The sequence below is a fragment of the Nocardioides sp. 31GB23 genome (assembly GCF_040012395.1).
In the GTDB taxonomy this organism is placed as follows: Bacteria; Actinomycetota; Actinomycetes; order Propionibacteriales; family Nocardioidaceae; genus Nocardioides; species Nocardioides salarius.
This window is the reverse complement of record NZ_JBDYKJ010000043.1, coordinates 12,495-34,505: the sequence shown is the minus strand read 5'-3', so window position 1 is coordinate 34,505 and position 22,011 is coordinate 12,495. Positions and strand designations below refer to the sequence as shown.

Annotated in this window: 19 protein-coding genes; 6 read left to right on the top strand and 13 right to left on the bottom strand. The window is 74.5% G+C overall.

Going from position 1 to position 22,011, the window contains the following annotated elements:
• The first annotated feature begins 17 nt into the window (after positions 1 to 17).
• A complete protein-coding gene (locus tag ABKW28_RS14540) occupies positions 18 to 2,591 on the top strand; it encodes a cation-transporting P-type ATPase (protein WP_348610843.1) in 2,574 nt (857 codons plus the stop codon).
• A 149-nt stretch (positions 2,592 to 2,740) separates the two neighbouring features.
• Positions 2,741 to 2,971, top strand: a complete 231-nt coding sequence (locus ABKW28_RS14535) for a DUF1918 domain-containing protein (RefSeq protein WP_348610840.1) — start codon at positions 2,741 to 2,743, stop codon at positions 2,969 to 2,971.
• On the opposite strand, the gene ABKW28_RS14530 is transcribed toward ABKW28_RS14535, so the two are convergent.
• The 5 genes from ABKW28_RS14530 to ABKW28_RS14510 form a co-directional block, all read right to left on the bottom strand.
• Complete coding sequence (locus ABKW28_RS14530; protein ID WP_348610837.1) at positions 2,940 to 3,755, bottom strand: universal stress protein; 816 nt, start codon at positions 3,753 to 3,755, stop codon at positions 2,940 to 2,942. The two genes, ABKW28_RS14535 and ABKW28_RS14530, sit on opposite strands and share 32 nt — an antisense overlap.
• A gap of 139 nt (positions 3,756 to 3,894) precedes the next feature.
• Positions 3,895 to 4,857 carry a TIGR03557 family F420-dependent LLM class oxidoreductase gene (locus tag ABKW28_RS14525; protein ID WP_348610834.1) on the bottom strand — a complete coding sequence of 321 codons (963 nt, stop codon included), beginning with the start codon at positions 4,855 to 4,857 and terminating at the stop codon, positions 3,895 to 3,897.
• 9 nt (positions 4,858 to 4,866) lie between these two features.
• Positions 4,867 to 5,139 (bottom strand): Rho termination factor N-terminal domain-containing protein, encoded by a 273-nt coding sequence (locus tag ABKW28_RS14520; protein ID WP_193669249.1) that lies wholly within the window; start codon positions 5,137 to 5,139, stop codon positions 4,867 to 4,869.
• 77 nt (positions 5,140 to 5,216) lie between these two features.
• The gene (locus tag ABKW28_RS14515) at positions 5,217 to 5,570 is read right to left on the bottom strand and encodes a hypothetical protein (RefSeq protein ID WP_193669247.1); all 354 of its coding nucleotides are present in this window, start codon (positions 5,568 to 5,570) and stop codon (positions 5,217 to 5,219) included.
• An 82-nt stretch (positions 5,571 to 5,652) separates the two neighbouring features.
• Positions 5,653 to 5,892 carry a hypothetical protein gene (locus ABKW28_RS14510; RefSeq protein ID WP_193669246.1) on the bottom strand — a complete coding sequence of 80 codons (240 nt, stop codon included), beginning with the start codon at positions 5,890 to 5,892 and terminating at the stop codon, positions 5,653 to 5,655.
• Positions 5,893 to 6,060: 168 nt separating this feature from the next.
• Here ABKW28_RS14510 and ABKW28_RS14505 point away from each other — a divergent pair, with 168 nt between their 5' ends.
• Both ABKW28_RS14505 and ABKW28_RS14500 read left to right on the top strand, forming a co-directional pair.
• Positions 6,061 to 6,915, top strand: coding sequence for a universal stress protein (locus ABKW28_RS14505; RefSeq protein WP_348610831.1), 855 nt, complete (start codon positions 6,061 to 6,063; stop codon positions 6,913 to 6,915).
• A gap of 130 nt (positions 6,916 to 7,045) precedes the next feature.
• Complete coding sequence (locus ABKW28_RS14500; protein ID WP_348610828.1) at positions 7,046 to 8,278, top strand: MFS transporter; 1,233 nt, start codon at positions 7,046 to 7,048, stop codon at positions 8,276 to 8,278.
• A gap of 9 nt (positions 8,279 to 8,287) precedes the next feature.
• On the opposite strand, the gene ABKW28_RS14495 is transcribed toward ABKW28_RS14500, so the two are convergent.
• From ABKW28_RS14495 to ABKW28_RS14470, 6 genes are all read right to left on the bottom strand, one after another.
• Positions 8,288 to 9,244: a hypothetical protein gene (locus tag ABKW28_RS14495; protein WP_348610825.1), complete on the bottom strand. Its 957-nt coding sequence runs from the start codon at positions 9,242 to 9,244 to the stop codon at positions 8,288 to 8,290.
• A 64-nt stretch (positions 9,245 to 9,308) separates the two neighbouring features.
• Positions 9,309 to 10,307, bottom strand: coding sequence for an oxygenase MpaB family protein (locus tag ABKW28_RS14490; RefSeq protein ID WP_348610822.1), 999 nt, complete (start codon positions 10,305 to 10,307; stop codon positions 9,309 to 9,311).
• 46 nt (positions 10,308 to 10,353) lie between these two features.
• Positions 10,354 to 10,983, bottom strand: coding sequence for a TetR/AcrR family transcriptional regulator (locus ABKW28_RS14485; RefSeq protein ID WP_348610819.1), 630 nt, complete (start codon positions 10,981 to 10,983; stop codon positions 10,354 to 10,356).
• A gap of 15 nt (positions 10,984 to 10,998) precedes the next feature.
• Complete coding sequence (locus ABKW28_RS14480; RefSeq protein WP_348610816.1) at positions 10,999 to 14,466, bottom strand: SbcC/MukB-like Walker B domain-containing protein; 3,468 nt, start codon at positions 14,464 to 14,466, stop codon at positions 10,999 to 11,001.
• The gene (locus ABKW28_RS14475) at positions 14,466 to 15,236 is read right to left on the bottom strand and encodes a DUF4194 domain-containing protein (RefSeq protein WP_348610813.1); all 771 of its coding nucleotides are present in this window, start codon (positions 15,234 to 15,236) and stop codon (positions 14,466 to 14,468) included. Before ABKW28_RS14475 ends, ABKW28_RS14480 begins: the two co-directional genes overlap by 1 nt.
• Positions 15,233 to 16,720 carry a DUF3375 domain-containing protein gene (locus ABKW28_RS14470; RefSeq protein ID WP_348610810.1) on the bottom strand — a complete coding sequence of 496 codons (1,488 nt, stop codon included), beginning with the start codon at positions 16,718 to 16,720 and terminating at the stop codon, positions 15,233 to 15,235. The genes ABKW28_RS14475 and ABKW28_RS14470 overlap by 4 nt, the downstream gene beginning before the upstream one ends.
• 215 nt (positions 16,721 to 16,935) lie before the next feature.
• Between ABKW28_RS14470 and ABKW28_RS14465 the strand changes: the two genes are divergently transcribed.
• Complete coding sequence (locus tag ABKW28_RS14465) at positions 16,936 to 19,206, top strand: catalase (RefSeq protein WP_348610807.1); 2,271 nt, start codon at positions 16,936 to 16,938, stop codon at positions 19,204 to 19,206.
• A 61-nt stretch (positions 19,207 to 19,267) separates the two neighbouring features.
• Here the strand turns inward: ABKW28_RS14465 and ABKW28_RS14460 are convergent, their stop codons facing one another.
• Positions 19,268 to 19,759, bottom strand: a complete 492-nt coding sequence (locus tag ABKW28_RS14460; RefSeq protein ID WP_348610804.1) for a cupin domain-containing protein — start codon at positions 19,757 to 19,759, stop codon at positions 19,268 to 19,270.
• 119 nt (positions 19,760 to 19,878) lie between these two features.
• Here ABKW28_RS14460 and ABKW28_RS14455 point away from each other — a divergent pair, with 119 nt between their 5' ends.
• On the top strand, positions 19,879 to 20,949 hold the full coding sequence (locus ABKW28_RS14455; protein ID WP_348610801.1) for an FAD-dependent oxidoreductase: 1,071 nt from the start codon (positions 19,879 to 19,881) through the stop codon (positions 20,947 to 20,949).
• Between the two features lies 1 nt (position 20,950).
• On the opposite strand, the gene ABKW28_RS14450 is transcribed toward ABKW28_RS14455, so the two are convergent.
• A complete protein-coding gene (locus ABKW28_RS14450; RefSeq protein ID WP_193669234.1) occupies positions 20,951 to 21,979 on the bottom strand; it encodes an arginine deiminase-related protein in 1,029 nt (342 codons plus the stop codon).
• Positions 21,980 to 22,011 lie beyond the last annotated feature (32 nt).

Sequence of the window (22,011 nt, the reverse complement as noted above, 5' to 3'; positions counted from 1 at the left end):
CAGGGCAGGGGGGTGTCGTGAGGCCACCCCTCGCACCAGCACCGACGGGGCTGGGTGCGGCCGAGGTCAGCGCACTGCGCGCACGGTGGGGGCCCAACACGCTCCCGGTGCGTGGCCCGGAGCCGGCCTGGCGGATGTTCGCCCGACAGCTCACCCACCTGCTGGCGGTGCTGCTCTGGATCGCCTCCGCCCTCGCACTGGTGGCCGGCATGCCCGAGCTCGCGGTCGCGATCACGGTCATCGTGGTGCTCAACGCACTCTTCGCCTTCGTGCAGGAGCACCGCGCCGACCGGTCCGCGCAGCGGCTACGGGCGCTGCTGCCGACCCGCACCCTGGTGGTGCGCGACGGCAGGACCGGCCTGGTCGACGTCGACCGGCTCGTCCCCGGCGACCTGCTGCTGCTGGCGGCCGGCGACCGGATCGGCGCCGACGCCCACGTCCTCGAGGGCCGGGGCCTGAGCCTCGACGAGTCGATGCTCACCGGGGAGAGCGCCGCGGTCCCCCGTGGAGCAGGGGATCGGTTGATGGCAGGCACCTTCGTCCTCGGCGGGGAGGCGAGCGCGGTGGTCTCGGCCATCGGCGCGGCCACGACCATGGCCGGGATCTCCCAGCTGGCCGAGAGCGCCACCCGTCCCCCGAGCCCGCTGACCCTCCAGCTGGACCGCGTGGTCCGGATGGTCGCCGTGGTCGCGGCCGGGACCGGTGTGGGGCTCGGTGCCGCTGCGCTGGGCATGGGGCTGGGGTTCACCGACGCGTTCCTCTTCGGCGTCGGGGTCTCGGTGGCGCTGGTCCCGGAGGGGCTGCTCCCGACGGTGACGCTGTCGTTGGCACGCGGGGCACAGCTGATGGCGACCAGGAACGCGCTCGTACGGCGCCTGGACGCCGTGGAGACCCTGGGCGCGACGACGTTCATCTGCACGGACAAGACCGGCACGCTGACCCAGAACCGGATGAACGTGGTGCGGGTGCTCACCCCGGACGGCGACGTGGAGGTCGTCGGCTCCGGATACGAGCCGACGGCCGAGCTTGTGGGGGCGGCGTCGGCTCGTCGCCACGCGGTCGTGGCGGCGGTGCACGCCCTGCGCTGCGTCACCGGACGGGTGGTCGAGCACGAGGGCGGTTGGAGCGCTGTCGGGGACCCGATGGAGGCGGCCCTGCACTGCCTGGCCCTGCGCACCCATGCCGACACCACCGCCGCCCAGCAGCGGCGCGCGTTCACCTCGGACCGCCTGCTGAGCTCGGCGCTGGACCACGACACGGTCTCGGTGCTCGGTGCGCCCGAGGCGGTGCTGTCCCGCTGCCGCACCGTCCCGGAGCCGCTCCTGGGCGACATCGCCGAGCTCGCGGACACCGGGCACCGTCTCGTGGCCGTGGCCACCCGGACGTGGTCCGGCGGCCCGGCACCCGAGATGGAGCACGACCTCGACCTCGTGGCCGTGCTGGCACTGCAGGACCCGCCGCGCACCGACGTGGCCGACGCCCTGGCCACCTGCCGGGCAGCGGGCATCCGGGTGGCGATGATCACCGGGGACCACCCCCGCACCGGCGCCGCGATCGCGCGCCAGGTCGGACTGCTCGGACCGGCGGGGACCGTGCTGGACGGGCCGGGCCTCCCGGCCGACGACACCGCCCTGGGCGAGGCGGTCGACCGGCCCCATGGAGTGGTCGTGGCTCGCGCCAGTCCCTCCGACAAGCTGCGGATCACCCGGGCCCTCCAGGGCCGGGGCCACGTCGTCGCGATGACCGGGGACGGGGTCAACGACGCCCCTGCCCTCCGCGAGGCCGACGTGGGCGTGGCGATGGGCGCCAGCGGCAGCGACGTGGCCCGCGAGGCCGCCGACCTGGTCCTGCTCGACGACCACTTCGCCACCGTCGTGACGGCGGTCGAGCTCGGCCGCGCGACGTTCCAGAACGTGCGGCGCTTCCTGACCTACCACCTCACCGACAACGTCGCCGAGCTGGCGCCCTTCGCCGCCTGGGCGCTGACGGGCGGCAACCTGCCCCTGGCGATCGGCGTCCTGCAGGTGCTGGCCCTCGACATCGGGACCGACATGCTGCCGGCGCTGGGGCTGGGCGCCGAGCCCCCGCGGCCGGACGTGATGCACGGTCCACACCGGCGCACCCTCGTCGACCGGGCCGTGCTCATGCGCGCCTTCCTGGTGCTCGGTGCGACGGAGGCGGCGATGGCGCTGGGTGTCTTCGCCAGCGTCCTGCTCGCCGGCGGCTGGCGTTGGGGCCAGGAACCCTCGGCGGCACTGCTGGCGACATCCTCCGGTGCCACCTTCGCCACCATCGCGTTCGCCCAGATGGCCAACGCCTTCGCCTGCCGCAGCACGTCGCGACCGATCTGGCGCTTGGACCCGCGCCAGAACCGGCTGGTGCTCGCCGCGGTGGCGGCCGAGGTGCTGCTCCTGGTGGCCTTCCTGTCGCTCCCGCCACTGCCCGACCTGCTCGGGGGCGGGTGGCCCACTCCCCTGGGCTGGGCATCGGCCTTCCTCGCGGTCCCGGGTCTCCTCCTGGTCGACGGCCTGGTGAAGCTCACCCGCGCGCGTCGCCGTCCGAGCGTCCCGGCCGATCAGCGTCGACGTTGAGGGCGCCGCGCAGTCCGAGCACACCCCGGGACCGGGGCACCTGGTCACCCCTGCCCCAGGACCTACGGCCCTGGGGCAGGGCCGGCCGCGGATGCGACGTTGGCAGCGCGGAGGGGGCACCCGGCTCCCCGATCGGAGAGGACGACGCCATGCGCGCCAGCCCTGGAGACCGGATCGTGGTGCAGAGCGACCACGTGGGCGGGCCGGTCCGAGACGGCGAGATCGTGGAGGTCAGGCACGGCGACGGCACTCCGCCCTACGTCGTGCGGTGGTCCGACTCCGGTCACGAGACGTTGTTCTACCCCGGCCCCGACGCCGAGATCCACCACGCCGGCACCGTCAGCCACATCAGCTACGGCGATCCGGACGTGTCGCGGTGACCGCAGCGTCTCGCTGGGCCTCGTCGTCGGCCAGCTCCGGCGGTACCACGAGCACGGTGCAGGGAGCGTGGTCGAGCAGTCCCCGGATCCGCGCGTCGGGTCGGCCCCACAGGGGGGCGTGCGCGCCGCGCAGCACGACCACCAGGTCGTGCTCGTCCAGGCCCGGGAGGTCGGCCCCGGGGCGGCCGGGCAGCGTCACCTCCTCGGTGGCGACGTCCCACAGCGCGGCCTGGGCAGCGGCCACACCCGCCAGCACGCGACGCTGGCCCTCAGCGGTGCTCGCCGCCACCACGCGTCCCACCGCCGGAGCATCGGGCCCCGGCAGCCGCTCACCGGCCGGCACCACCTCGACCAGGCACGTGGCCCGGGCGACCACCGCTGCGGTGACCCCGCCCCGCACGGCACGCACGGCCGGGGAGGCTCCCTCGGCGCCCAGCACGACCACCGCCGCGGCGTGCGCCGTGCGCAGGATGCCGTCGGTGACCGCGCCGACGTACAGCGCGGTCTGCACGGTCGCGCGCCGCCCCAGGGAGCGGGCGTGCTCAGCCGCCGCGGCGAGCACCTCGTGCTCGGCGGCGACGTGCCGGCCGACGTACTCCTCGTCGGCCCCACTCATCGCGTAGCGCTCCTGGTCGACGTGCAGCAGGGTGATGCTCCCGCCGCGCCGCTCGGCCTCCTGCGCCGCCCGCTCGACCACGGCCACGTCACGGGGCCAGCTGCCCACGGCAGCCACGACCCCGAGCCTCGGCCCGGTCCTGCCCGCGACGTCCTGCGTGCGTGTCACGTCCTCGGGGTCCACCGTGCCTCCCTCGCGCCCGGGTCGCCGCCTCAGGCTTCCTCGCCGTCCACGATGCCTGCCTGCGGGCGCGGCGGAGCAGGGTCCTTGGTCCCGTGCTGCCGGGGGCCGGCGCCGGGCGCGCCCCTCAGCCCCCGACCTCGGAGCGCACCTTCGGCAGCACCTCGGCGCCGTAGGCCCGGATCATGTCGGCGTAGTGCGGGCCCATGTTGGCGACGTACACCTCGTCGTAGCCAGCCGCGACGTAGTCGAGCAGCTGCTGCACGTGCGGCCCGACGTCGGGGCCGGCGACGGTGCTCTCGGAGGTCGACTCGCGGGTCACCAGCTCGGTGGCCTGCTCGAAGTGGCGCACCGAGGGCAGCACCTGGGCCAGCTCACCGGGCAGCCCGGCGTGCGGCCACAGCCGCCAGGCCAGGTCGACGCCCTCCTCCCTGGTCGGCGCCCAGGCCGCCTTGCAGCCGCCCTGGGCGGGCAGCCCGCCGCTGGCCTCCTTGAAGCGCTGGACCAGGTCGGGCGAGGGGGAGGTCCCCACGAAGCCGTCGCCGATGCGGGCCGCGAGGTCGGTCGACTTGGGGCCGAACCCGCTGACGTAGATCGACGGCGGCTCCTCGGGCAGGGTGTAGATGCGAGCGTTCTCGACCGCGTAGTGGCGCCCCCGCGTGGTCACGAAGTCGCCCTCCCACAGGCGGCGGATCAGCGCGACCGCCTCCTCGAGCATCTCGGCGCGCACGTCCCAGGAGGGCCAGGCGTCGCCGAGGACGTGCTCGTTGAGGGCCTCACCGGTGCCGACGCCCAGCGTGAACCGCCCGCCGAGCTGCACGGCGGCGGTGGCAGCGGCCTGGGCGACCACCGCCGGGTGCATCCGCACCGTCGGACAGGTCACCGCCGTGGTGACCGGCAGCGAGCAGGCCTGCGACAGCGCCCCGATGATGCCCCACACCAGCGGGGACTGGCCCTGCTGGTCGTTCCAGGGGTGGAAGTGGTCGCTGATCCACAGCGCCTCGAAGCCGGCCTGCTCGGCGAGCACCGCCTGCTCGACCAGCTCGGCGGGCCCGTACTCCTCGGTGGAGAGGAAGTAGCCGATGCGCACGCGGGCCCCTCAGTGGTTGCGCAGGGCGTCGACGAGCTCGTCCTTGGTCATCGACGACCGGCCCTCGATGTCGAGCTCGCGGGCCCGCTCGCGCAGGTCGTCGACGGTCCAGTCCTCGTAGGAGCCCGACTCACCGCCCTTGCGGCCGGTCGTGGACCTCGACTGGTTGGCCGAGGCGTTGGCGATGCGCGCCGACTTCTCCTTGCTGTTGCCCTCGTCGCGCAGCTTCTCGTAGAGCTCGTCGTCCTTGACGCTGGGTCCGGGTTCCTGGCCTCCGGGCATGGTTCTCTCCTCTGCTGATCGGGTCGGTCCGGTCGGACCGGGACGGGTTGCGCCGGCTGCTGCGGCCGGTGGTCATCTCACCGGCGCGGCTGCGCCGGGTTGGTCGGGACGCCCTGCGAGGGCGGGTTCTGCGGTGGCCCCTGCGTCTGCGGGGACGCCTGGTGCGGCGAGGGGTGCTGGCCGACCTGGTCGACGCGCGGCGCGGCGGGGTCGGGCCCCTCGCCCGGCGACGGCTCGGCGCCGGGGTCCTCGCGCAGCTGGGCGCGGCGCTGCTCGAGCAGCACGATCGCCGCCGGGCGGGCGGCGTAGGCCCGCTCGTGCTCGAGCAGACGGTCCACGGACCCGGCGTCGAGCCCCTTCAGCCGGTGCTCGATGTCGCTGAGCAGCAGGTGGTCGTAGTCAGGGATGGGCAGGTCCTTCGAGCTCGTCATCATCGCCTCCTCGTGGATCGGCTTCCGCCACCTCCAGGAGTAGCCACCGAGCCGCCCGGCCACTCCGCCCGTTGGGGTGAGATCACCTCGGGTCGTCGGGCGGGTCGTCGGGCCGCGCTCCCGGCTCGGGGCTCTGCTCGGGGTGCTCGGTGGTCTGCTCGGGGCTCTGCTCGGGGTCGGGCGCTGCCGTCGCGGCGTCGCGGCGGTCGGCGGCCTGCTCGTGCAGGTCGCGCTCGATCCGCTCGGCGCGCGGCCGCTCGAACAGCAGGATGGCGGCGGCCACGGCCAGCAGCACCACGATGGTCAAGACGAGCTCGAACACGGTGTCCTCCTCGGCTGTCGTCCTCTCGTCCCAGGTACCCGGTCGGCGCTCGTGCCACACCTGCCGCACCCCCGTCGGCCAGTGACGTTCGGCCCTACCGGTCGACACAGCCGCCGCGTTGGCTGGCGCTGTGACCTGCACACGATCGACGCGAGAAGGAGCACCGGCATGAGCGATCCCGTCGTGGTCGGCGTGGACGGCACCGGCCGCAGCCTGCGAGCGCTCACCTGGGGCGCCCACGAGGCCCGGCTGCGCGGCGCCGACCTGGTCGTGGTGCACGCGCTGCCGCGCTACGAGGCCGACTTCCCGTTCTTCCCGCCGGGCCGGTTCGAGGAGGCGGAGGCCCGTGGACAGGAGATCGTCGCCGAGGCCGTGGCCCTGGTGCGCGAGACGCACCCCGACGTCCCGGTGGTCACCGAGCAGCCGATGCAGACTCCTGCCCAGGCCCTGCTGGAGAGGTCCGGTCGCGCCCAGGTCGTCGCCCTCGGCGCCAAGGGCGAGGACGTCGGCAACCTGCTGCTCGGCTCCACCGTGCTGCAGGTCGTGGGGCACGCCGACTGCCCCGTGGTGGTCGTGGGCCACGCGAGCGCCGGTCACGACCGCGTCGCCGTCGGCACCGACGGCTCCCCCGACTCCGGGGCGGCCCTGGCCCTGGCCTTCGAGGAGGCCCGCCTGCGCGGCGCCCGTCTCTCCGTCGTCAGCGCCCTGGGTCTCCCGCAGGGCTGGCCCCGCCACCTGCTGCGGCCGCTGCCGCCCGACGACCAGGAGGTGCTGCGGCGCCGGGAGTCGGTCGAGGCCCAGTTCACAGCCCTGCTGGAGGAGCACCCCGACACCGAGGTCTCGCTGGACGTGCACCACGCGGAGCCGCTCACCGCCCTGGGCGAGGCGTCGCACCGGGCCGACCTGCTGGTCCTGGGCTCGCGGGGCCGAGGCGGCTTCCACGGCCTGGCCGTCGGCTCGACCACCCACCGGATGCTCCACCTGGCCGGTTGCCCCGTGGCCGTGACGAGGGCGGCGCCCTGACCGGACGTCATACGGGCGGGAGGTCCGCTCGTGCCAGACGTATGACGTCCTCGCCCGCACCCGGCACTGGTCGCTGGCACCGGGCGAGGGGTGGCTAGGGTCGAGCCGTGAGTCACCAGGCACGCGGCGGATGAGGTGGACGAGGCGCGACCGGAGCAGGCAGGGCGGGCAGCCCCGGACCCCGATCCCGAGCGAGATCACGGTGCTCATCGGCGCCGCGTTCGTGATCGCGATCGGGTTCGGGCTGATCTCCCCGGTGCTACCGGCCTACGCGCGCACCTTCGACGTCGGGGTCGCGGCCGCCTCGGTGGTGGTCTCGGCGTTCGCGTTCTTCCGGCTGGTCTTCGCCCCCGCCGGCGGTGCACTGGTGGCGCGGCTCGGGGAGCGCCCGGTCTACCTGACCGGACTGCTGGTGGTCGCCGCGTCGTCGCTGGCCACCGCCTTCGCGCAGTCCTACTGGCAGCTCCTGGTCTTCCGCGGCCTCGGCGGCCTGGGCTCGACCATGTTCACGGTCTCGGCGATGGCGCTGCTGGTGCGCCTGGCTCCGCCCAGCATCCGCGGGCGCGTCTCGTCGGCGTACGCCAGCTCGTTCCTGGTCGGCGGGATGCTCGGGCCCGTGCTCGGCGGGCTGCTCGCCTCGTTCGGCCTGCGCCTGCCCTTCATCGTGTACGCCGGCGCGCTGGTCGTCGCCGTGGTCGTGGTCGGCACCCGGCTCAGCGGCGCACGCCTGCGACCGTCGACCGACCAGCCCCAGCGGCCCCCGATGCTGGTGGGCGAGGCGCTGGGCCACCCCGCCTACCGGGCGGCCCTGGTCTCGGGCTTCGCCAACGGCTGGTGCAACTTCGGGGTCCGGGTGGCGGTGCTCCCCCAGTTCGCCATCACCGTCTACGACCGGCCCTGGGTCGCCGGCGCGGCCCTCGGCGTCGCGGCCGTGGGCACGGCCCTCACGCTGCAGGTCGCCGGCCGGATCGCCGACACCGTGGGTCGCCGTCCGCTGGTGATCACCGGCCTCGCGGTGACGGCCCTGGGCTTCGGGCTGCTCGGCCTGGCCGGCGACCTGGTGGTGCTGCTCGTGCTCTCCGCGGTCTCCGGGCTGGGCGCCGGGCTGGTGAACCCGGGCCAGCAGGCCGCCGTCGCCGACGTCGTGGGCAACGACCGCAGCGGCGGCAAGGTGCTGGCGGCCTTCCAGATGGCCCAGGACTCCGGCGCCATCGTGGGCCCGATCCTCGTCGGAGTCATCGCCGACCAGGCGGGCTTCGCCTGGGCGCTGGCGACCACCGCGCTGGTCAGCCTGCTGGCCCTGCTGCCGTGGCTGGGCGCGACCGAGACGCTGCCCACCGAGGAGCCGGCAACGGAGTCCTGAGCGGCCCGCCTACTCGAACTGGCGGCGGGGGTTGGTCACCAGCATCGTCTCGAGGTCGACCTCCGAGACCCCGCGCTCGAGCAGCGCCGGGATGACGTCCTCGCTGATGTGGCGGTAGTTCCACCGGGGCACCGCCTGCTCCTTGGCCTCGGCGTCGAACCAGTCGATGAAGCACGAGGCGTCGTGGGCCAGACCGATCCTGTCGGCGTACCCGCGACGCACCAGCTCGACCACCGTCGAGACCCGCTCCTCGAACGGCAGCAGGATGTCGAGACCGAAGCGGTCCATGCCCAGCATCGATCCGGCGTCGGCCAGGCTCGTCAGGTAGTCGAGGTCGGTGGAGTCGCCGCAGTGGCCCAGGACGACCTTGCCCAGGTCGACGCCCTCCTCGCGCAGCACCCGCTGGACCACCAGCCCCGACTGCGTGTGCGGGTTCGTGTGCACGGTGATCGGGGCCCCGGTCTGCACGTGCGCCTGCCCGACCGCACGCATCACCCGCTCGACCCCGGGCGTCAGGCCCTGCTCCTCGATCGCGCACTTGAGGAACGCCGCCCGCACGCCCGTGTCGGCGATGCCCTGGGTGAGGTCCTTGACGAACAGCTCGGTCAGCGGCTCCGGCACGTCGAAGAGCAGGCCCGGACCGGTGTAGTGGAACTGGAAGGGGATCTCGTTGTAGGTGTACAGCCCGGTCGCCAGCACGATGGTGAGGTCGGTCTGCGTCGCGATCTCCTGGATGCGGGGCACGTAGCGCCCCAGGCCCAGCACGGTGGGGTCCATGATCGAGTCGATCCCCAGCGCCTTGAGCTCGTCGAGGCGCGAGACGGCGTCGGCGACCCGCGCCTGCTCGTCCCAGTCGCCGTAGTTCTGCTGGTGCTCGGTGCCCATCACGAAGACGTGCTCGTGGATCAGGGTGCGACCCAGCTCGCTGGAGTCGATGCTGCCGGTGGCGGTGTGGACGGTGCTCACGTGGACGAACCCTCGAGACGGACGACGGCGGACACCCGGAGTGTGTCCGCCGCCACCGACCGCGTCAAGAGGCCTGCTTAGCCCGCCCGCCGTCGGCGGCTCCCGCGACGGCCGCCAGGTGCTGCTCGCGCGGCAGCGGCCGGCCCAGACGTCGGAACGCCTCCTCGACGGTCACCGTCTCGGCGCGCTCGGGGGCGATGTCGAGGACGGCGGGGGCCAGCACCTCGTAGGCCCGCGGCGAGGCCTCGGCGAGGACCCGGGCCAGCGCCCGTGGACGACGGGCGGCCAGGCGCAGCGCCGGGCGGACCAGCGCGGTGACGAGGGCGTCGGTCACCGGGCCCTGCCGGGTGCCGATCGCCTCGCGCATCCAGGCCGGCAGCGTGGCGATCGTGGCCCGGCGCAGCACCCGGTGCACCAGGGGGCTCAGCACCCGCAGGCGGCCCGGCAGCCGGCTGGCCAGGTTGCCGCCCTCGAGGACCAGCAGCGCGTGCTCGACCGCCACGTCGCTGACGACCAGGTCGGGGCGCACCCGCTCGTAGTAGGCGCGCATCTCGGCGCGGTCGCGCGGGACGTCGGCCGGGTCGATCGTCTGGAACCGCGCCGCGACCGCGCACTCCGCCCAGTACTGGCGCTCCTCCTCCGCGCTCAACCGCCCGGGCCCGAAGCGCTCGTAGACGTGCAGGACCGACTGCCACTGGGTCAGGTGGATCCACAGCTGGCCGGCGGGGTCGTTGGGGTCGTAGTGCTGCCCGGTGACGGGGTCGGTGCCGCCGACCGTGGAGTGGATGCGCATCAAGGTGTCGGCCATCCGCGCCGCGGTGGCGCTGTCGCCCAGCACCAGCGCACCGGCGTACTCCAGCGTGCGGTCGTAGCGGTCGGACGCCCGCTCGCGCAACGAGCCGGTGCCCGCCACCGAGGCGACCACCAGGGGGTCGAACATCTCGGTCAGCGCGGTGCGGGCGAAGCCGACCGTCATCGAGGTCGGGCAGCGGTAGACCTTCCAGGTCACCGACCCGGGGCCGAAGATGCCGTGGTCGAGGGGCTGGTGCTCGATGTGCGTCATGCAACAAACAATGACGCAAGTGTTACATCAGGTCAAGGGTCGCTGCTCACCCCAGCAGCAGCGGCACCAGCGTCCGGCGCGCGTAGGCCCGCGCCCCGTCCTGGGTGCGCACGTCGATGGCGTGCTGGGCCGGCAGCAGCACGAAGGAGGCGAAGAGGCGCGCCATCGTCTCCCCCACCGCCTCGGCGTCGAGGTGGGTGGCCCGCCCGTCGGCCTGCAGGCGGCGTACGCCGGCCGCGGCGAAGGCGCTGCCCAGCCTCAGCAGCGCGGCGTCGTCGGCCAGCCCGGCCGCGATCAGGTCCTGCGGCTCGTGCTCGGCGGTGCGCCGGATCACCGGGTGCGCCTCGGCCAGCCGCAGCGCGGCCGCGAAGCCCTCGACCAGCTGCTCGACCGGGTCGTCGATTCCCTCGAGGACCGCCATGATCCCCTGCGCCATCTGCTCGGCCTCGCGCAGCGTCATCGCCTGCAGCAGCGCGTCACGGTCACCGAAGCGCCGGTAGACGGTGACCCGGTTGACGCCGGCGCGCCGGGCGACGCCGTCGATGGTCACCGCGCCGATGCCCTGCGCGGCGCAGGCCCCGACCGTCGCGTCGAGGATCTTCGTCGCCGTCGCGTCGTCGGGCACCCCGCTCGCCCCGCCCCCGAAGGCCCGTCCCAGCACCGCTCCCAGATCCACGGCGCCACCCTAGTGCTAGCCCGTGGCCGGCCCCGCCTGCGTGATCGGGGTGATCCAGGCCTGGTGGGTGGCGGTGTTCTTGGTGATGGCCAGCAGCTCGTCCATGTGCGGCTCGAGACCGGTCACCTTGTCGAGCGGCACCCCGATCACCAGCTGGAAGCCCAGGCCCTTCCAGGCCCGCACCGCCCGCCCGGCGAACTCGGAGTCGGCCTTGACGAACCCCTCGTCGAGGAAGACCGGCGCGAAGCGCGGGCGCGAGCGCATCTCGTCGCCGAGGCGGAAGCGCAGGGCCGAGCCGACGATGAAGGCGACCAGCTCCTGGCTCTCTCCACCGCTCTTCTCCCCCAGCGTCCGGTACGTCGCGCGCAGCTCGCCGCTGAGGTGGTCGTAGCGCTCGGCACTGACCTCGACGTGGCGGCGCACGTCGAGCAGCCGGTCGCGCTCGGTGGGCGCGCCGCCGGGCGCCTGCGGGCGCAGCTGCTCCATGAAGCGGCTCAGGTCGCTGAAGCGCCGCTCGAGGTCGGCCTCCGCCAGCGGGGCCGTCGCCGGGCTGCCGGCCGAGAGGGCCCGCAGCTCCTTCATGAAGGCCTGCACGTGCACCGGCGAGAGCCGCCGCAACCGGATCCGCAGCCGGTCGCCGGCGCCGCCGAACTCCAGGCGCTTGAGGATCGCGTTGATCGGCACCAGCCGGTCCTCGATCTCCTCGACCGAGGCGGCCATCGCCCCGACCAGCGGCACCAGGTCCTGCCCGCTCCACTCGGTCAGCCGCCGGCGCCACTCGGAGCGCCGGTCTGCCAGGCCCTTGCCGCGGATGTCCTCGAGGATGCGCTCGTAGTCGGGGTAGGAGTCGGCGGTGGCGCCGAGGTTGGGCGAGTCCCATCGCGACTTGTAGTGCCGGAAGACCGCGACCAGGTCGTCCTCGACCCGCGCCAGCTCGGTCGTCGCGTCGGCGACCGCCTCGTGCAGGCGGGCCTCGAGCCGCTTGGCGTTCTCGGCGAACCGGTCGAGGTCGTCGGGGTCGGCCGGCGCGGCCGCGGCGGCGAGCTCGACGCGCAGCGCCGCGTCCTGCTCGTCGCTCGGGCCGGCGGTCCCGGGCCCCTCGGTGGCCTCGAGCCGGTCGTTGACGTGGTCCTCGTCCTCGACCAGCTCGCCGTGCCGCGCGGCCAGCGCCTTCTGCTGCTGCTCGAGGGCGAAGCGCTGCTGGCGCGTGGTGTCGAGGCGGGCGCCCAGGTCGTCGATCTGCTCCTGCAGCACCTGCAGCCGGTCGTCGGCGGTGAGGATCGCCTCGCGGCGTCGCTCCAGCTCGGCGATGCGCCGGTCGCAGCCGGCCACGTCGACGTCGTCGTGGCGCACCATCGCCACGGCGTCGTACGCCGAGCGCTGCTGCTCGAGCACCCCGGCGCGCCGGTCGATGGCGGCCAGGCGGTCGTCGACCTCGAGCAGCTCGCGCTCGAGGCGCACGAGCTGGGCGTCGACCTCGGCGACGGCCTCCTCGTTGGAGAAGCCGATGATGCTGCGCTGCTCGCCGCGGCCGTGGGCGCCGCGGCGGCCGTTGCGGGTCTGGCCCGCCTCGGTGACCCGGAAGCCGGGCCCGTCGAGCCCGGCGGCGGTCTCGACGCAGAAGGCGTTGCGCGACGCCTCGGCGACGTGCTGCTGGACCCAGCCCGAGAAGGGCGAGTCCTTGAAGAGCAGCTTGCCGGCGATCCGCTCGGGGTCGGAGGGACCGGTGTCGGGGAGGTCGAGGTCGACGCCCTGGAAGGTGAACCGGGTGCGCAGGCGCAGCCCGTCGATGGCCGCCGAGAAGTGCGCGAGCCGGTCGACCGGCACCAGCATGGTGCGGGCGGTGCCGCCCAGCACGGTCTCGATCGCGGTGCGCCAGCGCGCCTCCTCGGGAGCCACGTCGAGCAGCTCGGCGACGTAGGGCAGCTCCTCGGGCGACATCCCCGCGGCGCGGGCCACCTCGGAGCGCAGCTCGTGCAGGTGGGAGGGCACGCGGCCGGCGCGGCTCTCGAGCGAGGCCCGCTCGCGGCGCAGCGCGGCCTGCTGCTCCTTGAGCGGCACCAGCGCGTCGCGGACCTCGTCGCGCTCGGCGCGCAGCCGCGCCCGCGCGTCGTCCCCGGCGGCCAGCTGCTTGCGCGCGTGCAGCTGCAGGGCCGCGAAGCCCGCGGCCGAGTCGAGCGCGGAGTCCAGGTCGGGGGCCGTCTCGGCGGCGTCGTCGGCGAGCCCCACGAGCGGGTAGACCCGCTCCTCGAGCTCGGCCAACCGCGCCGCGCGCTCCTCGCGGATCGCGCGCTCGTGGTCGACCTGGGCGGCCAGCGCCTGCAGGTCGCCGCCGCCGGCGTCGCGGTGGGCGTCCTTGGCGGCCTCGAGGTCGGCGACCAGCGCGGCCTCGGCCGAGCGGGCCCCGGCCAGCGCCTCCGAGGTGGCGGCCCGCTCGTCGCGGTTGGTCTCGACGGCCGCCTCGATGAGGCGCCGGTGGGTGCGCAGCAGCCACAGCCGCAGCGGGGTGTCGCCGGGGGCCGTCACCCCGTAGGAGTCGAGCTCGGCGAGGCGCCGCGCGGCGGCGGCGCGGCGCTCGTGCAGCCCGGCGATCGGCTCGAGCAGCGCCAGCTTCTCCTCCTCGGTGCGCATCGCCGCGTGCGCGGCGTCGAGGTCGTCGAAGTGCTCGATCGCGCGGTCCGCGGCGGCGTACGTCGACGGGCGCTCGAGCACCATGTCCTTGTAGAGCTCGTCGACGCTGCGCACCTGGTTGCCGGCCTGGATGCGCGACAGCAGCCGCAGCGCCTTGGCCCCGTCGCCACCGGCGCCGATGCCCAGCCGCGCGTGCAGGACCTCGGCGTACTCCGCGTAGGTGCGGTGCACCCGCACCCCGGGGTAGAGCTTCTTGAGGGTGTTGGCGTGGAAGCGCTCCGCGACCGCGACCTCGAGCGAGGCCAGGTCGAGGGGGCCCTCGTGACTGACCAGCTGCATCTGGACCTCGCTGGAGCGGGTGGCCCGGCGCGGCACGTAGTAGGTGCGCAGCGCGGTGAACGAGCCGCCACGGTCGTTGACGAAGGTCATCGCGACCGCGCCCCAGGTGTCCACCCCGCGCCCGCGCAGCAGCTTCTCGACCGGTCGCCCGGTGCGCGGGTCGTCGACCACGTCGACCGCACCGCGCAGGTAGGAGAGCAGGTTGCGCTGGCCCACGCCGCGGGCGCGGCCGCTGACCGCGTCGTTGGAGGCGCCGTTGAACTTGGTGTCCGAGGGCATCATCAGCGCCGTGTAGGCGTCGAGGATGGTGCTCTTGCCGACGCCCGAGGCACCCGAGATCATCGTCGCGTCGCCGCCCAGCGGCACCGTGGTCAGGCCGGCGAAGCCGCCCCAGTTGACCATCTGGAGCAGTGCGGCACGCCACTGCATGGTGTCGTCGCCCGGGGCGGCGACCAGCTGGTGCTCGAAGAGGCCGCCGCGCTCGTCGACCTGCTCGGTCTCGTCGATGGACATCAGTGGCCTCCGTTGGTGGCGTCGGTGGCGTCGGTGGCGTCGGTGCGGGCCGCGGTGGGCGCCGCGGGCTCGAAGAGGTCGTCGTCGGCGTCGGCGACCGGCTGCTCGCGGCTGTTGGCGCGCTGCAGCGACTCGAGCAGCTGCTGGAGCACCTCGAGGGGCAGCAGCGGCTCGACGGCCTCGCTGACCTCGTAGCGGTCGTCGCCGACCGCGCCGATCAGCAGGCCGGCCTTGACGATGCTCGCGACCGCGTTGCGGGCCCGCTTCTCGTCGCCGGACTCGTCGGTGGCGTGCGCGGGCCGGAAGCTGGCGACGTAGTCGACGACGTCCTCGCGGTCGACAAGCACCCGGGTCTCGCCGCCGGCCAGGCCGCTTCGCAGCCGGTCGCGCAGGTGCACCAGCACCAGCGTCTCCTCGCGCGACCAGGCCGTGTCGTGCAGCAGGGTCGGGAAGCGGCTGCCGGTCTCGGAGAGCGCCTGGCGCTTCCAGGCCACCTCGCGCGAGCGGTCGATGGCCAGGTCGAGGAAGAGGTCGTTGAGCCGCGAGCGCAGCAGCCGCTCGTGCTCGACCAGCACCGCCCAGTCGCGCGGGTGCGTGCGGGCGCTGATGAAGCGCTGCTTGAGCAGGGTGACCAGGGCGTGGCGCTGGCCGTGCTCGAGGCCGCCCTCGTCGCCCTCGAAGAGCGAGACCGAGCCCGCCTCGGGGTCCTCGTCGAACCCCTCCACCAGCTCGTCGAGGTCGGTCGGGTCGTGCTCGACGTGGGTGCTCATCGGTGGCGCTCGCTCTCGAGGTCGGGGTCGGGCAGCGGGGTGCGGGGCACGGTGAAGGTGCGCGTCGAGCCGTCGGGGCGCACGGCGGCGTACGCCTCGAGGCCCTCCTGGCTCAGCCAGCCGCGGTCGGCGGCCAGGTGCAGCAGGCCGAAGATCTCCACGGGGCGGCGCAGCTCGGGCTCCAGCGAGTCGAAGACCTCCCCCAGCGAGCCGGCCGGCGCGGCGGCCGCGAGCGCCTCGTCGATGCGCCCACGCAGCGCCGAGAGCTGCGGGCCGCCCTGCGCGAGCAGCTCGTCGAGGGAGACGGGGGGCGCGTCGTCGGGGTCCGCGGCGCTGATCCGGTCGGGCAGCACGTCGTCGTCGGGGTCGTGGAAGCGCTCGCGCAGGTGGTCGAGGCCGACCCGGCCCGGCAGCAGCGCCACGTCGTGGGTGGCGCGCGGCCCGGTGCCGGCCATCCAGGTCATCAGCTCGGACTCGACCTGCCGCAGCGTCTGCTCCAGCTGGCGGTCGCGCACCGCGTCGTGGGAGACGATGTACTCCTTGAGCGTCGCGGTGACCCGCGAGCGCTGCGAGAGCACCCGGTCGAGGCCCTCGCGCACCAGCCGCACCGTGCCCCGCAGCTCGGCGCGCTCGGCCTCGCCGAGCAGCCGGTCGGAGAGCGGGTGGTCGAGCAGCGCACCCAGGTCGTCACGCAGCCGGCTGACCAGCGCGTCGTCACGCAGCAGCGCGAAGGCGCCCTCGAAGGCCCGCCCCTCCTGGGTGGCGGTCATCAGCGCGTCGGCCCGGGCCAGGTAGTCGTCGATCACCTCGCCGGCCGGGCGCTCCTCGGCGCGGAAGGCGGCCAGGATCTCGCCGCGGATCTGGGTGAAGCGCTCCTCCACCCGCGCGAAGTCGCTGGGCAGCGCCGAGACCAGCGAGAGCAGCTCGGTGAAGCCCTCGAGCATGTAGTCCTCGGTGGGGCTGGGCAGCTCGGCGCCGTCGACGAGCCGGTCGCGCTCGGCCTGCAGCCGGGCGATCTCGGCGCCCAGGATGCTGACCCTCGCCGTGCGGTCGGGGTTGGCCTCGGCGTTGAAGCGGCGCACGGTGCCCAGCAGCGTCGCGATGCGGTGCTCGCTGAGGGTGGCCCGGTCCCGGGTCAGGTTCTTGACCAGCTGCAGCGCCTGCTGGGCGTGCGAGGTCAGGGTGTAGACCTCGTGGCCGCGCTCGTCGAGCGAGCGCACCAGCCACTGCCCGCGCATCCAGCGGTGGCACAGGTCGCGCACGCTGCCGTTGGGCACCTCGAGCTCGCCGGCCTGGCGGACCTGGGCCAGGTGCTCCTCGACCTGCGCGTGCAGCCGCGCGGTCGGGACCGGCCGGTTGTCGCGGCCGAAGACCGCCCGGAAGATCGTGATGACCACCGGCGCCTGGCGCTGGTGCAGCAGCGTCAGCGTCGGCTGGGAGAAGGCGCCCTTGACCCGGGCGAGCTCGCTCGCGACCTCGCTCATCGTCCCTCCTGCTCCCGCCCGGCGCCGGCCCCGGGTGTCGTCGTACGACGGGCCAGCATCCCAGAGTGCCCCGGACCCGCGGCGCCTGGCCCCGGCCGCTCGCCCGCTGCCGCCGGCCGTCGGCCGACTTCACCCTCAAGGGGCAAGCAGGAACCCGGTCGGTCCTGGTGGGCTGGGAGCCGTCCCAACTGCTCCCGAGCAAGGAGAACCATCTCGTGGATCCCAAGAAGCTGGCCAAGGACACCTTCGACCGCGTCGTCGCCGGTCTCGCCGACGCCGCCGGCGCGGCCAGCGAACCGGCGGTGCCCGGCACCCCCGGCAGCGAGCCGCCGTCGCTGGCCGAGCCGACCCGGCCGCGCGAGCCGCTGCCGCCCAAGCCCGACCAGGCCGAGCCGCAGCCGCGCACCGCGACCGGCACCGACACCGGCGCCCCCCGCAACGCCCGGGCCCAGCAGGGCGCCCACCTGACCACCTCGCAGGGCGCCCGGCTGCGCGAGACCGACCACTCGCTCAAGGCCGGCGAGCGCGGCCCGACCCTGCTGCAGGACCACCACCTGCGCGAGAAGATCACCCACTTCGACCACGAGCGCATCCCCGAGCGGGTCGTGCACGCGCGCGGCGCCGCGGCGCACGGCGTCTTCGTCGGCTACGGCACCGCCTCGTCGATCAGCCGCGCCGGCTTCCTCGCCGACGGCAAGGAGACCCCGGTCTTCGTGCGCTTCTCCACCGTGCTGGGCTCGCGCGGCTCGGCCGACACCGTGCGCGACACCCGGGGCTTCGCGACGAAGTTCTACACCGACGAGGGCACCTTCGACCTGGTCGGCAACAACATCCCGGTCTTCTTCATCCAGGACGGCATCAAGTTCCCCGACGTCATCCACGCCGGCAAGCCGCACCCCGACCGGGAGATCCCGCAGGCGCAGAGCGCCCACGACACCTTCTGGGACTTCGTCTCGCTGCACACCGAGGCCCAGCACCACACGATGTGGAACATGTCCGACCGCGGCATCCCGCGCTCCTACCGGATGATGGAGGGCTTCGGCGTCCACACGTTCCGGTGCGAGAACGAGGACGGCGAGACCTCCCTGGTGAAGTTCCACTGGAAGCCGCGCCTGGGCGTGCACTCGCTGACCTGGGAGGAGGCGCAGCTGGCCAACGGCTTCGACCCCGACTTCCACCGCCGCGACCTGGCCGACGCCATCGAGGCCGGGGCCTACCCCGCCTGGGAGCTGGGCGTGCAGGTCTTCCCCGACACCCCCGAGCAGACCTACGAGGGCATCGACCTGCTCGACCCGACCAAGATCGTGCCCGAGGAGATCGCGCCGGTGCAGCCGGTCGGGCTGATGGTGCTCACCGCCAACCCGACGAACTACTTCGCCGAGACCGAGCAGGTCGCCTTCCACGTCGGTCACCTGCCCCCGGGCATCGACGTCACCGACGACCCGCTGCTGCAGGCGCGGCTCTTCTCCTACCTCGACACCCAGCTGACCCGGCTGGGCGGGCCCAACTTCTCGCAGCTGCCCATCAACCGGCCGCACGCACCGGTCAACGACATGCTGCGCGACGGGTTGCACCAGCACGGCGTGCACACCGGGGTGGCGCCGTACTCGCCGAACTCGCTCGACGGCGGGTGCCCCTTCACGGCCGGGGGCGACGCGGACGCCTCGGCCTTCAAGGACCTGCCGGTGCGCGTGCCGGAGGCCTCGAAGGTGCGCGACGCGGCGGCGTCGTACGACGACCACTACAGCCAGGCGCGCCTGTTCTGGCTCAGCATGAGCGCGGTCGAGCAGGAGCACATCATCCGCGCCTACACCTTCGAGCTGGGCAAGTGCTACGAGGAGGCGGTCAAGCAGCGCCAGCTGCAGAGCCTGGCCAACATCGACCCGGTGCTCTGCTCGGAGGTCGCCACCGGCCTGGGCCTGGAGGCCCCCGAGCCCACGGTGCCGCTGGCCGAGGCCACGCCGAGCCCCGCACTCTCGCAGGTGGGTGGCGCGTGGCCGCCCGACGGACGGCTCGTGGGCATCGTCGTCGACCCCGACGCCGGGCTCGACGGCGTCGAGGCGGTGCGCCGGGCCGTCTTCGAGGCCGGCATGGTGCCGCTGGTCGTGGCCCCGCACGGCGGCACGGTCGACGGCGTCCCGGTGCAGCGCACCTTCGCCACCGTGCGCTCCATCGAGCTCGACGTGGTGCTGCTGGCCGGCGCCCCGGCGCCGGCCCCCGACGCGCTTCCGCAGCGCGACGCCAAGGCGGGCGCCGAGGACGCCAGCAGCGTCGACCCGCGGGTCCTGCTGCTGGTCGAGGAGGCCTTCCGGCACGCCAAGGCCATCGGCGCCTGGGGTGCGGGCGGCCGGGTGCTCGACCTGGCCGGCTGCGCGGGCGCGGCGGGCGTGGTCAGCGGTGAGGACGCCACGCAGGTGCTCACCGAGGTGCAGGAGCTGATGGCCTCGCACCGCGTCTGGGAACGCTTCGCCACCACCACCGGCTGAACCGCCACCCGTCGGCTCCGGCCCGGTCCTCCCCCGGGCCGGGGCCGACGGGTCGCTGTGGTCAGGGCTCGAAGAGCCCTGCGTGCTCCTCGAGGAGCCGCGCCGTGGCGTCCATGTCGATCTCGACGCCGTACGCCGCCCCGGCGACCGCCAGGTCGGCGGGGTCCTCGACGGGCGCGGTCATCAGGTCGCGGAAGAGCTGCTCGAAGCCTCCCGGCGAGATCAGCTCGAGCACCCGCGCCTCCTCGTCGCCGGGGTTCCAGAAGGTGTGCCACTGCCCGCGCGGCTTGTGCACCAGGTCGCCGACCCGGGCGAGCACCTCGCGGCCGCCCAGGACCGCTCCGATGCTGCCCTCGAGCACGAAGGTGTACTCGTCCTCGTGGGCGTGGCGGTGCATCGGCGCGGCCAGCGAGTGCGGCTCGAAGCGGTGCTCGACCAACGCGAAGCGTCCACCGGTCTGGTGCGCCTCGAGCATGAACCGGTCGCGCACGCGACCCGAGGGCGAGATGTCGCCGTCCTCAGGGCCCAGGACGACGGGCTCGGGTCCGTCCATGTCCGCACGCTACGCCGGTGGGCGGGCCGGCGACATGCCCCATCCGGGGCATCGTCGCGGTGGCGGAGCGGCCCGCCCCGGGTGCGCCCCCACCTCGGGGGTGGGACCAGACTCGGGGGATGGACGAGGTGGACGTGGCCGCGCGGGTGGACGTCGTGGTCGTGGGTGCCGGCATCGGCGGTCTCGCGGCCGCCGACGTGCTGGTCGGCGCCGGGCACGACGTGGTGGTGCTCGAGGCGCGGTCGCGCACCGGCGGCCGGCTGCTCAGCACGCCCGACGGGCTCGACCTGGGCGCCACGTGGTGCTGGGACGGTGAGCAGCGGGTGCTCGCGCTGGCGCGCCGCCTGGGCGTGACGACGTACGCCCAGCACCTGGCCGGCGACACGGTGGTGGAGGACCTCCACGGGGTGCAGCGCCACCCCGGCAACCTCATCGACGTGCCGGCGCACCGCTACAGCGGGGGCGCCGCCGCGCTCACCGACGAGCTGGCAGCCGGGCTGCCGCCCGGCTGCCTGCTGCTCGAGCACCCGGTACGGCGGGTGGCGGGCGCACCCGGCGGCCGGCTCGAGGTGGAGGCGCGCGGGCGGCGCTGGCACGCCCGGCACGTGGTGCTCGCGCTGCCGCCCTCGGTCGCCGTCGACACCGTCGAGCTGCCGGCCGAGCTGCCCGAGGAGCTGGTGCGCCTCGCGCGCGCCGTGCCGACCTGGATGGGCCGGGTGGCGAAGGTCGTGGCGGTCTACGACGCGCCCTTCTGGCGCGAGGCCGGCCTCGCGGGAGCCGGCGCCAGCCGGCTCGGGCCGGTGCAGGAGCTCCACGACATGTCGGGCCCTGGTGGGGTGCCCGCCGCGGTCCTCGGGTTCGCGCCCTCGGCGCTGGTGGGCGCCGACGCCGAGGAGCGGGTGCGCGCCCAGCTCGGGCGGCTCCTCGGGCCCCGCGGCGCCGAGCCGCGCAGCCTCACCGTCGTCGACTGGAGCAGCGAGGCGTGGACCAGCCCGGCCGACGCCGCCTCACGCCCGGCCGACCACTCGCTCTACGGGCACCCGCTGCTGCGGGCCCCCGCCCTGGGCGGGCGCCTGCACTGGGCCTCCACCGAGACCGCGGGGGCCTTCGCCGGCCACGTCGAGGGCGCGCTGCTGGCGGCCGAGCGTGCCGCCGCCGCGGTGGCCGGGGGCCTCGTAGGTCAGTCGTAGCTCAGTCGTCGCCGGCGACGTCGCGGCCGTCGGGGGTGTGCGGGTCCTCGTCGATCGCCTCCACCGCGGGGGTGCGCTCGGGCTCGAGGCCCGGGCGCCGGCGGTCGAGGTGCACCCCGGCGATCATGCAGCGCACCGAGCCGCCGGCCAGCTCGATGGTCGGGATCTCGACCGCGACGATCTCGCAGGACTCCTCGATGGCCGCGACCTGGTCGTCGCGCAGGCTGCGGCGCGCCCGCGCCGACATCACCATGATGTAGCGGCGCCGGCCGTCGGGGGTGCGACCGCACAGCTCGACGGCGTTGCCGGCGAACTCGCGGACCTGCTCCTCGGTCAGCTCCACCAGGCGGCGTCCGTTGACGGTCAGCCGCTCGCGCACCGCCTCGCGGCGCACCTCGTCGTGGATCATCTCGAGCGCGAAGAGGGCGACGTCGGTGCCGATGCAGGCCATCACGTTGGTGTGGTAGACCGGCACGCCCGCCGCGTCGAAGGCGTCGAAGGCCATCGGCTCGTAGCCGAAGTCGGTGCAGAAGCGCTCGAGGACGTGGGTGTCGGCGCGGTGCGAGACGGCCGTGTAGGCCACCCGCGAGACGTGGTCGAGCACCATCGCACCGGTGCCCTCGAGGAAGATGCCGTCGGGCTCGAGACCGGAGTAGTCGATGATGGTCTGCACCCGGTAGGACGACTTCAGCATCTCCAGCACGTCGGCGCGACGCTCGTGGCGCCGGTTGGAGGCGTACATCGGGTAGACCGCCACCTGGCCGCCGGCGTGGGTGGAGAGCCAGTTGTTGGGGAAGACGCTGTCGGGGCGGGTGTGGTCGCTGTCGGCGAAGACGTGCACGCGCACCCCGGCCCCGCGCAGGGCGTCGGCGACCAGGTCCATCTCGGCCAGCGCCGCCGCCGCGGTCTGCTCGTTGCTCTGGCCGGCCGGCACGTCGGCCTGGAAGGCGTTGTCGGCGGCCGTCGCGGGGTTGGGCACGAACTTCTCGGCTCGGACGAGGATGACGGCGGAGGGGGCCTGTGCGCTCACGGGAGGAACCTAGCCGAGACCGGCCCCCGCCG

Bases quoted from the DNA above. Each gene is read 5' to 3' on its own strand.
- ABKW28_RS14535 (WP_348610840.1), top strand. From the start codon at position 2,741: ATGCGCGCCAGCCCTGGAGACCGGATCGTGGTGCAGAGCGACCACGTG.
- ABKW28_RS14520 (WP_193669249.1), bottom strand. From the start codon at position 5,139: ATGCCCGGAGGCCAGGAACCCGGACCCAGCGTCAAGGACGACGAGCTC.
- ABKW28_RS14515 (WP_193669247.1), bottom strand. From the start codon at position 5,570: ATGACGAGCTCGAAGGACCTGCCCATCCCTGACTACGACCACCTGCTG.
- ABKW28_RS14505 (WP_348610831.1), top strand. From the start codon at position 6,061: ATGAGCGATCCCGTCGTGGTCGGCGTGGACGGCACCGGCCGCAGCCTG.
- ABKW28_RS14500 (WP_348610828.1), top strand. From the start codon at position 7,046: ATGAGGTGGACGAGGCGCGACCGGAGCAGGCAGGGCGGGCAGCCCCGG.
- ABKW28_RS14490 (WP_348610822.1), bottom strand. From the start codon at position 10,307: ATGACGCACATCGAGCACCAGCCCCTCGACCACGGCATCTTCGGCCCC.
- ABKW28_RS14480 (WP_348610816.1), bottom strand. From the start codon at position 14,466: ATGTCCATCGACGAGACCGAGCAGGTCGACGAGCGCGGCGGCCTCTTC.
- ABKW28_RS14475 (WP_348610813.1), bottom strand. From the start codon at position 15,236: ATGAGCACCCACGTCGAGCACGACCCGACCGACCTCGACGAGCTGGTG.
- ABKW28_RS14470 (WP_348610810.1), bottom strand. From the start codon at position 16,720: ATGAGCGAGGTCGCGAGCGAGCTCGCCCGGGTCAAGGGCGCCTTCTCC.
- ABKW28_RS14460 (WP_348610804.1), bottom strand. From the start codon at position 19,759: ATGGACGGACCCGAGCCCGTCGTCCTGGGCCCTGAGGACGGCGACATC.
- ABKW28_RS14455 (WP_348610801.1), top strand. From the start codon at position 19,879: ATGGACGAGGTGGACGTGGCCGCGCGGGTGGACGTCGTGGTCGTGGGT.